Here is a 12,263-nt window from a genome sequence, read left to right on the forward strand (position 1 = left end):
AATCTATTCCCCAATCACTTCCCCCGCAGCCATGGTGGAGAGAGCTCGATAAGTGTCTGGATTGATAGTTTGGACCATGAATCGAACACTGCCGTCACAAAATAGAAAATTACAGCCGTTAGGATGAACGCTGCGAAATCCGGAAATAATGTCATAGGTTCCGGGGGCAGTGCCGCTGTTGATACAGCCGTTGTGAAAAGAGAGGGCCGGTAGGACCAGCGGATTGTTCATCGGTTCATTCCAGGGATCCGAATTGCCGCCCCGTTCGGCGGTTACGCCCAGACAAGCTCCACCTAAATAACCGATCGTATTAAGTGTTACAGTAGCCATCGGTCCCGAAGACCAGCTCTGGTCGATGTTGCTGGATTGCCCGGGAAATAATCCTTGGGCCGGCGTGGTATCCGGATACCAGCGCCGGATGCCGTATTTGGGATTGCCTCCCGCACCTTCGCCCATGGCAAAGGTGTTACTGGTTCCATCGGTGATATCGGTTAGGCGCGTACTGGTGTTCACATCGAACACGCCGCGAGCAGTCCAGGGAACTTGAGTGTACTGACACAAAGCCGCATTTGCCCCTTTGCAGAGCAAATAATCCGCGGAAGCCACATTCGGTAACGGCCGGCCAGCGAACGGGACAAGGAAGGAAGTATCGATGACGCCCGAAGTGCGATTGCTCGGGCAATAAAAGACTTTGATCTGAATTGGCACGATATCGAAATTGGGTGATTGATACCAAGTCTTGGTCGGATCCCAGATTCGGGCCCAGTTATCCTGTTCGAGATAAGGAAGGAGCGGAACAAGCCCACTGAAGGTGCCGGTCTCGGCCACGCTGCTGCCGTTGACGGTCATCCCCGGCGGAAAAGAACCGACGGCATCGTGATAGTTTTGTAAGGCCAGTCCGAATTGCTTCAGATTGTTGGTGCACGAGATGCGTCCGGCTGCTTCCCGAACCTTCTGCACGGCCGGTAATAATAAGGCGATCAGAATGGCGATGATGGCGATCACCACCAGGAGTTCCACCAGACTGAATGCTCGACGTCTCATATTGCCTTCCAGAAAGCTTTGCATTACCCAGTATACCCAATTTCGAACTTTCACCCTAGCGACAAGGCAGCCGCCAAGTTCTGAAAAACAGCATGTAGTATCATCACCGCAACTTCTGATGCAGTTATCACCGATCTTGACATGCAATATTTCGACTGGTTTTTACCCTGCGAATTAAAACGACCAGAACCACTATTTTCTGACCAGAAAAATTTTAACCTGCCGACGATAATTCCTCTTCTCCATTTCAGTCAGCGCTTTTTCCGGGATGAAGTGCCACCTAAATTGAACCCTTTTTTGTGAAAAATACGTTTCGACCAAAATCAAGTTACGTCAGGAAAATAGTCTGCATTTTCAGCCAAAATTCGGCGCACAGCCAAATTTATCGTCCTAGGTTCCAATTATTAGTCTTGCGAGGGAATCGATATAGCCCCGTCGCTTGGGTTTGGATCTGATTTTGGGTTCGCAAATAATGAGATCGCAACTGATAGACGAGCTCGCCCAATCGCTCCCCGATCCTGGCACAGTAAGATCGCAGGCTTTGCAGGCCATTTCCTCCGAACAGACAAAAGTATCCAAAATCGTTAATCTGCCTCTGCGGGAAGAATCCGCCGAACACACATCGGACTTGGACTTCCATACCCTGCGCCAGGAAATTCGAACACTGGTCACCCGAGGTGTCATCGACGAAAAATTTCTCGATCACTTTGAACACTTGTCCACCAAACTTCCCAAGGTGGGCGATATCTTCCTCGATTTCGAGCTGATCAAAGAGTTGGGTCGAGGCAGCTTCGGAGTAGTGTTCCTGGCTCGGCAAACCAGCCTGGCCGGTCGCCTGGTAGCAATCAAAATTTCCGAAGATCTCTTTTGCGAGTCGCAAACTTTAGCCCAACTCCAGCACACCAATATCATGCCGGTTTATTCGGCGGGAGTATCCGGAACCCTGCAAGCGGTGGTGATGCCTTATTATGGCTCTACCACTCTGGCGACTATTTATCGGGAGATTCGCGACCGAAAGATCCTCCCCCAATCCGCCGATTATCTGGTCAGCACACTTAAAAGCCGGCGAATGGATCTTTCCACTTTAGATCGAGTCAGTCCTAAAACCGTTATCGATCGGAAAGTGAGTACCCGCGTCGAACTCCCGGAATTACCCCAGGAGGAAGGCCCGACCTCAGTTCCCGATTCGGTGATCAAGCTCCTCGAGCGGTTCTCGAAACTGACCTATGTGGAGGCCGTGCTGTGGATCGGTCAGGGAATCGCGGCGGGATTGGCTCACGCACATGAACGCGGCATCATCCATCGCGATCTGAAACCTGCGAACATTCTGCTGACTGATGACGGAACACCCATGATCCTGGACTTCAATCTGGCCCAGGATGTCAAGGATGAACTGCGACAGATCTTCCAAGGGGGTACCCTCCCCTATATGTCCCCGGAGCAGTTGAAATCTGTTGCGGGCCAAGCCATTAAGCTGGATGGCCGAAGCGATCTCTATTCGCTCGGACTGATTCTGCATCAGCTTCTGACCGGGAAATGCATTTACGCGCAGGAAACGATCTCCGGTTCACTGACCGAGGCGGTTCCCCTAATGCTGGAATCGCGACTCGTGAATCCGGTTTTTGCGATGACGACGAATACAGGTGTGACACCCGCGGTCAGATCGATCGTCCTCAAATGCATTCAACCCGATCCGCAATCGCGCTATCAGAGCGCATCGGAACTCGTCGAAGACATTGAACGGCACTTGAAAAATCTGCCATTAAGATATGCCAAAGATCCGTCCCGACTCGAACGACTTCAGAAATGGACGCGGCGTAATCCCAAGCTCTGTTCACCGCTCGTTTTAGTGGCCTTGGCCGCCAGTCTGCTTCTGTGCGTGATCGTGGCCTTCGCCAAAAATTCCTACGACAATCGGCAGCGGGAGCTGACAGATAATATTGCGATAGGCCAGGAAAAAATCCGTTCGTTTAACGACCAGAATCAGCTAACCCGTCAATACCTGACGGCCCCCTTCGCGCAACCCTCGTGGATACAGGAGGGGTTAAAGCACGGCTTCGAAGCGTTGAAAACGCTCGGGGCTGATCGAGATGTCAACTGGTTAAATCAACCCGCATTTTCCCATCTGGATGAGACCGAACGCGGCCGGCTTAAAGCGAATGCGGAAGAGCTATCGTATTTCATCAGCCTCACCGAACTGACGCATCCGGCGCTCGGCAAACCGCTCGAAAACACCTTCAAAAATGATCATCAGCGTTTGCGCGAACTGCCCTTGCTTGCCGAAAAAAAATCTTTCCTCAGCGCTGTGGAACTCCAGATGTCCGGGAGGTATCGCGAATCACTGAAAATTCTCGAGGGCTTGGAGCGAGAATATCCCAACGTGCCGGAGTACCGATTCCTGCTGGGTCGGGCCTTGCATATGACCGGCGATTATCTGCGGGCGCATCAGGAGTACAGCGTCTGTATCGCACTAAATCCCAGCTTCAGCGCCGGTTACTACAACCGAGCCTACATCTCCAATAAGCTGGGAATTCCGCAAGCGCTAATCGATATCGAAAAGGCCGCCCTGCTGGAACCCGACAATGCCGATATTCGATTGCTCCAGGCCCAGATTTTAGGAAGGCATCAACACTACCTGGAAGCTTTGAAAGCTATAGATATCGTTTGCAACCAGCCCTCGCCTCCGATCTGGAGTTGGTTCACTCGGGCGACGCTGAATGAATTAAAAGGGGACAAGGAAGCCGCGGCTCGCGATCTGGAAAAAGGCTTCGCGGGCCATGCCGTCGAGTACCAGGATTTCCTCTCGCGAGGCTTAGCGAGAATGCAAACCGATCCGCAGGCCGCATTGCTCGATTTTCAAGCCGCCGAGAAAATCGACCCTCAACCCGTGGAAGCTCTCCAGAATCAGGCTCACGTCGAGGCCCGGTATCTCAATCACACCGAAAATGCGATCGACATTCTGCAACGGCTTCTGAAACGCAACCCCGATTTTCTCGAAGCTCGCGATGCACTGGCCGTCTATTACGCCCGATTGGGGCAGGCCGAAAAAGCCCTGAAGATCGTCTCCCAAATGAAAGCGGGCGAGCCCTCCGCCAACGCTCAATATCAGACGGCCTGCGTTTACGCTCTGTTGGCAAAAAAAGACCTCCGCTATGTTCCCGAAGCTTTGAAACAGCTGGCCTCCAGTCTGCAGCGTGGCTTCGGATTCGATTATCTGATGATCGACAAAGATTTGGATCCCGTTCGTAACCATCCGGATTTCAAAGTCTTGTCCGACTTCGTTCAGAAAACCGAACAATTGAAAATTGCTCAACCTTAATACGAAGGATTTCAAATGAAAACGCACCACAAATTGAAGCTGGAAACCTTCGAAGAGCGTATTGTCCCGGCGACATTCGGCATTCCCTGGCAGGGTAGGAACATTACCGTGAGCTTCGCCCCCGATGGGACAAATATCCAAGGCAATCAGAGCAATCTATTTGCCGCCATGACTGCTGATGGCTTGACCCAGGCCCAATGGCAAGGACAGATACTTAAAGCACTTGAATCCTGGGTGGCGGTTTCCAACATCAACCTCGGCGTCGTGGCCGATAACGGAGCGGCCGAAGGTTCACCCGGTTTCATCCAGGGAGATCCGAACTTCGGAGATGTCCGAATCTTCGGTGAAGCGTTTAACTCGAATCAATTGGCTCTCACGGCTCCTCCGGGTTACACCTCGGAAACAGGTGCCGGGGACGTCATTCTGAATACCAACTATAAATTTGGCGTCGGCGGAACGAACGGGGCTTACGATCTCTTCTCCACCGTCATCCACGAATCCGGCCATGCTTTGGGAATCGACGATAATACGACCGATCCAAACTCGGTGATGTATTATACTTATCAGGGCATTCGAACTGGACTCGATGAAACGGATATCGCTAGTATCCAAAGCCTGTATGGCGCCGCAAATAGCAGTTCCAGTGCGGGCACTAAACTCTCAACGGCCACCGCCATTCCCGCCGTCACTGGTTCCAGCAATCTCTTTACGAACGCTTCCTTAACTGCTTCTGGTCAAACAGAGTATTACAAATTCACGGTGCCAAGTACCCAGACGGGTTCAACGACCTTAACGCTCTCTACAGAAACTATCAGCCTTCTCCAGGGTTCGTTCAAGGTTCTGGATTCCTCGGGTAACGTTCTGGCCACCTCCGGGGAAACCCAATCCGATACGACTTTCAACGGTGCCAACGCATCGGTAACTCTATTTTTGACTGCCGGCAAAACCTACTACGTGGAAGTCTTCTCGACCGATCCCGTTTTCAATGTGGGGGCCTATACACTTTCCACTGTATTCAACGCCAGTTCGGCGACCGCGCCCGCAAGTGCCCCTTACGGTTTCCTGGCCCAGACTCCCACTTCGACCACGACCAGCAATTCAAGCCTCTCGAATGCTCAAACGATTCCCAGCTACAGCGGAGCAACCGGTCAGCTGTCGTATCAGACTTTTGCGGTCCTGCAAAACCTTTCTACTCCCTCTTACTATAAAGTTACTGCTCCGACACTGGCGAGTGGAAGCACAACGACTTTAACTATCGTCGTGGCCGCATACAACTCTTCTCGCGGTTCCAGCACTACCGATCCTGTAGCCACTTTTGCACCGAATGTGACGGTCTATAACTCAAACGGCACGGCCTTATCGCTCCAGTCTATCGCGTCGGAAGGATTCCATAATGTTTACCAGATCCTGAACGTTACCAGAGGGCAGCAGTTCTATATCCAGGTTAAAGGCAACATTCTATCATTTGCCAGCAATTATTTACTGACAGCTGTCTTTCAACCGGTGGCCGTGCAGCAGCTTCAGGCTTTGTCAACGACCTTGACCAGTGCGGCCCCCAGCAGCACGGGAGTGCTTACGATTAATGAGGGCCAGATACTCTCGCTGGAACTGTCCTTGACCTCCGCCTCGGGTGCCCCGCTTTCGGGTGCTACCGTGACGATCACGAACGCTTCGGGTAATACCATTTCCACATGGTTTGTTCTGCAGGGTACGAGTTTCAGCAATACTCTTTTTCTGACCCCGGGAAGCTATACGGTCTCCATCACCGGCTTCAATGTTTTTGGCAATGTCCCGAACCTGGGCGTCATCATGGATCTCGTCACGCTCACGGATCCGATTGATATTGCCCCGAGTAGCCCATTGGGTACTGCTCCGACTCATACAAGTTCGACCGGCTCGACTACCACGCATACATCTACAACTTCAGTTACTTACACCACAACAAAGTAATTATTTGGTGGAAAGGTTTTTGCGCAGTAGAGTTCAATGTTCGAGTATAGGGTAGACCGATGAAGAGTTCGATCGATGTTCGCAAAGTAGATTTAGAGGTAGGACCGAAGTCGCCTTCCCAGGCTTCTCCGGCCGATTCCGAATCGTCTAAGACTGGGTTACTCCCATCGACGCAGTTGAACGCACTGGAAACGGTTGATTTAGAGGATAAAGTCAAATCTCTGGTCGGTTACGACCCGCTGCGCGGCCGAAAACGACTGGAAAAATATGAAATTATCCGCCTCCTGGCGACTGGCGGCATGGGAGCCGTCTACAAAGCGTTCGACCACAAACTGCGACGTAATGTTGCTCTGAAAGTCATGCTGCCTACCGCAGCTTCTAATATGCGAGCTCGGGATCGTTTCCTGCAGGAAGCTCGAGCCGCCGCACGAATCTCCAGTGACCACGTCGTTGAGATCTACGAAGCGGACGAAATAGACAACATTCCTTTCATTGCTCAAAAATATCTGCACGGCAACACCCTGGATCGCTACTTGACCTTAAAAGGTGGCGTACCGATCAGTCAGGCCATACGCATCATTCGCGAAACATCTCTCGGACTGCTGGCGGCGCACAAAATCGGGTTGGTTCACCGCGATATCAAACCCTCTAATCTCTGGCTGGAAGCTCCCAAAGGACGCGTGAAGATCCTGGATTTCGGTCTTGCACGGTATCAGGAAGAGGGCGCTTCTTTGACCAACCTCGATATCGCCGCCGGGACGCCCTCTTTTATGTCCCCGGAGCAAGTTCGCGGCGATCTGATCGATTTTCGCAGCGATCTTTTCAGTCTGGGAGTAGTACTATACCTGCTGTTGACCGGAAAGCTGCCGTTTCCCAAACAAAATTCTTCGAATGCTTTGATGGCCGTTTTCACGCAAGAGGCTATCCCGGTCGCGGAACTCAATCCTCATGTAGCGCCGGAATTGGCCGAACTGACGCATATCCTGCTTTCAAAAGATCCCGAACGACGCCCCAGTCAGACCTCTGAGGTGCCGGAAGCCATGGAGTGGATCGAAGCGAATCGCAAGCACGACAAAAAAGATTCTACCAGTAAAAGACCGAAGGTCTGGGAAACCCTCACGCCCCCGGCACAGTCTGTGATCGAAAAACACAATAACTTGAACCCGTTTTCATCACCTAAAAAAGGCAGCTTTTCATTCCTGAAACGATTATTTTAGCATTCTCTCAAACTCCTATCGGATAGATCGTCCCGGCGAACTCGCACTTCTCAAAATTCCGCCAATATCTTTATGGCGTCGCAATAAAACACTTTAATCGATTTTCTCTATCAAAATTCACTTGCGATCATCGACTGGTATCGAGTAAAAATGATTAGTCGACTCTGATGGATTTGATTCACAATTCTAGGATTTAAACAAGTATCCGGGTGATAGACTTGACCTGTTTTTGCTCAACTTAGAAGAGTGTTTTTCGCAACGTATTATTCTTGCCCTCTCACGGACGATCGCCCGAAATGCGAATTTTGGTCGATGCGATGCTTCATGGATTTTTCAAGTCGGTATTCATTTCACGGGAGGCAGATGATGAAGTGGCAGAAGGCTATGTGGTACGGGTTTGTTACGCAAATCGTGTTTTGGATTCTTCTGAATTTCAGTCAATTCGAGGGACTTTTTTGGATTTCGAAACCCGGCTTTCAGCTCTACTCATTCGGTAACGAGCAATTTTCTATCGGGGCTATCCTGCTTATTAACTGGGTTCTGTCAGCGAGCGTCTGGTACTGCCTACTGAGTTTCTTATACACGGCTTTTCCCAAATTGGCAGTTAAGAATACACCAAAGAAGATTGATCCATTTCGCGGCTACTACGAAGTATAGATCGCCGCAAGGATTTAATCTCTATAATTCTTTCGAGTATAGATCCGCGCTTCATAGGATCTATACACTTTCTTAACAAAGACCGACGTCATTAATCGAATATCAGAGTACCGAACTTCTGAAAATCGTGAAAGCTGGGTCCGACGCGGGACCAGTCCCAACTGCTGGTTTTGCCGTTATCGTAATCCATTCTGTAGAAGTTGGCCCTCCAGCGCGTACCAGCTTTCGGTGGCACGTTTCGCAGAGGCTGCATGAGTTCGTAGGGGATAAAAAATTCCGCTTTCCAGCCGGTCACCTTCGCCCCCGATTTCAACTCTCCACCCAGGGCAGATGTCGCTTTTCGAATCTTGCGCGCCCCTTCATAGTGCCAGGGTAGCCAGCCGAGGAATCGCCCTTCCAGATTGGGAATGATAATCGGCAATTCGTACCCGAGTGGGGAAATTTCGTACTCGAAATACATCGCGTCCCGATCATCCGGCCACAGAAAAACTTCGAAGACATCCTCTTTCCAGAGATCCTGAAAATCCTTGGTAATAGTGGAGGTCAATTTCTCATCCGTGGCTTCCATCAAGACATAAAGCCCTTTGTTCGAATGCAGAACCTTGATTTTCGTTTCATACGGCAGGCTGTCTTTATTCCGCTTAGAGAGCATTTGCCATTCGGCTTTTTTCCAGGCTTCCGCCGAGCCGTCGCCCTTGAGTTCGAAATCCTCCACCTCTGCAACATGCAACTCCTTAGGTCCAGGCCTCGAAGCATCCGGCTTCAAGCCGTAGAGCACTCTTTCTGCATTCCGCCGATAAATCTTATCCAGAACAGGAGCTGGCAGATTGATGCCGTAGATGTTCCAGAAGCCCTGTAAATGATGGCTGGCAGCACAATTGAAATATTCATCTTCCGTTTCCAGGAAACGATAGTAAATTCGGTAAGCTTCCCGCCGGGGTGTCGTGTCGGTTCCGAACAGGATTCGATCCTGATACTTCAGAAAGAATTTGCGAGCGGCGTAGGGTTGTCGGCCGAGCTCGGAAATGCGGGCATCGATATCCACATACATGTTCGGATACTTATCGAGCTTGTCGGCCACTGACGCCAGATCTTCCGCGTTGTTGCCGAAGTGGGTATTGATAAAGGTCGTTTTCGGATGGCGGGCGATGACCCGATGCAGTTGATCGAGCAGTACTTCCCGCTTTGGGTACTTTTCGCCGAAGAAGAGCCAGCCCGGATTGGAATTCAGCTCGTGCCAGCGTTCGTTGTATTTATCCAAAGGCGTGAAAAACGCGGCCGGATCCGCAATATGAATCACCACCGGACGGCCATGCTTGGCACACATTTCCCAAACTTCATCCAGTTTGGGATCGTCGACAGCCACTAGCGTGCCATCCTTGTGGCGGACCGTCAGCCCCAAACTTTTGTGAAACTTCAACCCTTTTGCCCCGGCCTTGAAACTCTCCTCGAGCCGCTTGGCCTCCCGGGTTCCCCAATCCGCATCGTCGAGGTTTTCAAAGTTGATCAGGGCGTATGTCAGAAATCGGCCGGGGTGCGCTTCGTCGAGTGCCGCTAGGGTTTCCTTCAATCGATCTCCCCAGCCGCCGTCCAGATTGACGACTGTTTGGACGCCCGCCTCGTTCATCTCCGTCAGATAGCGTTTCACCCGATCGGGAGTTAATGTATTTTTGCCACCGCCCAGATGGTTGTGCATGTCGATGACCGGGTACATCGGTTTTTCGACAATGCTCACCTTGGTCACCATCATCGACTTGGGTTCCCAGTCTCGAAGCTTCAACTCGCGGATATCTTCCGTAGCCTTGGCCGGTTGTCCCAGAGCAGGAGCCGATGGGAAAAGGAAGCAGCAGGTTGCCAGAAACAGCAATCGCATGGGAGAGGACTCCTGGAATTGTTCGAAGGAGGGTCGTACCAGTTAAAAGAGTACGGAGAAAGCGTTCAATCAGCGAGATTTCATCGCGAAAATTCCGATGCGACTCAATCGCCCGCTACCTGAAAAATTCGTTCGAATTCGTCGGAGCAACGTTCGAAAAGTCGCAGCACGGCGGGATCAAAATGCCCCGGGCTCTGCGTGAGGATATGGTCTTTCGCATTAGCATGAGTTATGGGCAATTTGTAAACTCGTCGGGAGCGCAGCGCATCGTAGACGTCGGCCACTGCGACAATCCGGGCGGCCAGCGGTATGGTGTGGCCGTGCAATCTATCTGGGTAACCCATGCCATCGAATCTTTCGTGATGATATCGGGCAATATCGATGGCCATCTGGAGGAAACCGGCGGCAAAACCATACTCAGCCGCAACGGACTGGAGTGTCTGCGCTCCAACGATGGTATGCGACTGCATTTGAATGCGTTCTTCGTCCGTTAGCTTTCCCGGTTTAAGCAAAATGTGATCGGCTAAGGCTACCTTGCCGATGTCGTGCAGGGGAACGCAGGCAACCAGAGTCTGCACGAAATTTTCGTCTACCACCAAGTTGAATTCACTCATCTTCTTGGCTTCATCGCCCAGAGCTCGGCAGAATTTCTGCAAACGCAACAGGTGCGTTCCCGTCTCGAGGCTACGATATTCCACTAGCTTTGCCAATGCCAGCACCAGCCCATTGCGGGCCGATATTAAGTGCTCGTCTTTCAGGCCGAGAGCTTTTTCGAGTTCGTAGTTGACTCCGCTCAGCCGGTGATTCAGCAAATCGGAGCGGTCCTGGGCCTGCTTCAATCGTAAGGCGGCGTTCACGCGGGCTCGCAGTTGAGCCACACTGTAAGGTTTTGGGACGAAGTCATCGGCGCCGTGACTGAGCAACGCCGCCATTTCGTCGCCCGGCATATGGCCGGAAAAAACGATGACTTTCAGATTCGGCCAGGTGGGAGATTGGCGGATGCGTTTCAAAGTTTCTTCGCCGTTGAGACGAGGCATGGCCATGTCGAGAAGAATGAGATCGAACGGTCGTTCGGAGATCGCTTGTAGAGCATGCAAGCCATCGGCCGCCTCTTCGCACTGAATTGGCCCATTCTGGAGAGCGGTGCGGCAAATATCCCGAAGCTTAGGCTCATCGTCGACAATGAGAATTCGGTGAACTTTCGGCAGGAGTAGATTGCTGTCTGGCTGTGGGCGGTCGGCATGAAATGCTTCAAGAAATTTCCGTCGTTCCTCGGCATCTTCAGAGGTAGGAAGGCTACCCGGCAGAGGTGAAGGTTCAAGATTCCTGGGATTTCGAGCCATATCGTTCTCGTTGAATCCGGCCTGGATTCCAACTTTACAAATCGACTGCGAGAATGGGACGAAGCGTGCGACTTCGTCATCCACTATTTCGCATACCCCAATGCTAATCGAAATTGCCGTTTGCGAGTCGGAACAGATCGAATAACGAAACGAACTTGGGGGGAGCCCACTGACTAACGAATAGCTTAGAACAGCTTTATCGACATTCAATTAATTTCTGCGAAAGGAATTGGATGGGATGTTAAGTCAGAAAGTGAGCAAACAAAAAAAAGATCGCAAATGCTGCGATCCTTTCAAAATTATTGCTTCAGCAAAGTGAACTCAGTCGCCTTTGAACGGCGAGTAGTCGCCTTCGATCAATTCGCGAGCCTGATCGCTGACATCATCAGCGGAAAAATTCTTCAGCGTATATTTTTTACCATCACCCGTACCCGTATACTCGAAGCTGAACTTGTAGCCCTTTTCCTTCTCGACCGGAAAGGTACCTTTGTTGGTCCAGGATTCTACGACACAACTCACTTTGTTTTTTTCGTAAGTGGCTTTGGATTCAATCACGCAGCCACCGCCGTCATTCGTGACGGTCATCGTGACTTTGTCCTCTTTTTTGAATTCAAAAGTGATCTTGAAGTCGCCTGCCGATTTTTCCCACTTTCCAGTCGGTTTGGCGACTTTGTCTTCGGCGAAAGTGAGGCCGGTGAATAGCACGAATATTCCAGCTGCGATTACAGAAAGACGCATACCTTGCTCCTGATTGAAACGGTGGAAATGAACGATGCCTCTACTTCGTTCTAGGAACATCCTCATTTAAAAGAAACACTGACTCGATGAAGAATCAGTGCAGACGATTTTTTCTCCACTCC

7 protein-coding genes are annotated in these 12,263 nt (G+C 51.1%); 3 read left to right on the forward strand and 4 right to left on the reverse strand.

Annotated features, from left to right (window positions below):
• Positions 1-3: 3 nt before the first annotated feature.
• A complete protein-coding gene (locus KIH39_RS17075) occupies positions 4-1,044 on the reverse strand; it encodes a DUF1559 domain-containing protein (RefSeq protein ID WP_213500461.1) in 1,041 nt (346 codons plus the stop codon).
• A 472-nt stretch (positions 1,045-1,516) separates the two neighbouring features.
• On the opposite strand from KIH39_RS17075, the gene KIH39_RS17080 reads away from it, so the two are divergent.
• The 3 genes from KIH39_RS17080 to KIH39_RS17090 are packed head-to-tail and all read left to right on the forward strand — an operon-like array spanning position 1,517 to position 7,530.
• Positions 1,517-4,363 carry a serine/threonine-protein kinase gene (locus KIH39_RS17080; RefSeq protein WP_213494429.1) on the forward strand — a complete coding sequence of 949 codons (2,847 nt, stop codon included), beginning with the start codon at positions 1,517-1,519 and terminating at the stop codon, positions 4,361-4,363.
• A gap of 15 nt (positions 4,364-4,378) precedes the next feature.
• Positions 4,379-6,313, forward strand: a complete 1,935-nt coding sequence (locus KIH39_RS17085; RefSeq protein WP_213494430.1) for a matrixin family metalloprotease — start codon at positions 4,379-4,381, stop codon at positions 6,311-6,313.
• A gap of 59 nt (positions 6,314-6,372) precedes the next feature.
• Positions 6,373-7,530, forward strand: coding sequence for a serine/threonine-protein kinase (locus KIH39_RS17090; RefSeq protein WP_213494431.1), 1,158 nt, complete (start codon positions 6,373-6,375; stop codon positions 7,528-7,530).
• Between the two features lie 748 nt (positions 7,531-8,278).
• On the opposite strand, the gene KIH39_RS17095 is transcribed toward KIH39_RS17090, so the two are convergent.
• The 3 genes from KIH39_RS17095 to KIH39_RS17105 form a co-directional block, all read right to left on the reverse strand.
• Entirely contained in the window at positions 8,279-10,060 is a 1,782-nt protein-coding gene (locus tag KIH39_RS17095) for a carbohydrate-binding family 9-like protein (RefSeq protein WP_213494432.1), read from the reverse strand.
• Between the two features lie 104 nt (positions 10,061-10,164).
• Positions 10,165-11,403 carry an HD-GYP domain-containing protein gene (locus KIH39_RS17100; protein ID WP_213494433.1) on the reverse strand — a complete coding sequence of 413 codons (1,239 nt, stop codon included), beginning with the start codon at positions 11,401-11,403 and terminating at the stop codon, positions 10,165-10,167.
• 321 nt (positions 11,404-11,724) lie between these two features.
• Entirely contained in the window at positions 11,725-12,141 is a 417-nt protein-coding gene (locus tag KIH39_RS17105; protein WP_213494434.1) for a hypothetical protein, read from the reverse strand.
• Between the last annotated feature and the right edge of the window lie 122 nt (positions 12,142-12,263).

It is taken from the genome of Telmatocola sphagniphila (assembly GCF_018398935.1).
Lineage (GTDB): Bacteria > Planctomycetota > Planctomycetia > Gemmatales > Gemmataceae > Telmatocola > Telmatocola sphagniphila.

What these genes read in the sequence shown, in the direction of transcription:
- KIH39_RS17075 (WP_213500461.1), bottom strand. Translation starts at nt 1,044, where the DNA reads ATGAGACGTCGAGCATTCAGTCTGGTGGAACTCCTGGTGGTGATCGCC.
- KIH39_RS17080 (WP_213494429.1), top strand. Translation starts at nt 1,517, where the DNA reads ATGAGATCGCAACTGATAGACGAGCTCGCCCAATCGCTCCCCGATCCT.
- KIH39_RS17085 (WP_213494430.1), top strand. Translation starts at nt 4,379, where the DNA reads ATGAAAACGCACCACAAATTGAAGCTGGAAACCTTCGAAGAGCGTATT.
- KIH39_RS17090 (WP_213494431.1), top strand. Translation starts at nt 6,373, where the DNA reads ATGAAGAGTTCGATCGATGTTCGCAAAGTAGATTTAGAGGTAGGACCG.
- KIH39_RS17095 (WP_213494432.1), bottom strand. Translation starts at nt 10,060, where the DNA reads ATGCGATTGCTGTTTCTGGCAACCTGCTGCTTCCTTTTCCCATCGGCT.
- KIH39_RS17100 (WP_213494433.1), bottom strand. Translation starts at nt 11,403, where the DNA reads ATGGCTCGAAATCCCAGGAATCTTGAACCTTCACCTCTGCCGGGTAGC.
- KIH39_RS17105 (WP_213494434.1), bottom strand. Translation starts at nt 12,141, where the DNA reads ATGCGTCTTTCTGTAATCGCAGCTGGAATATTCGTGCTATTCACCGGC.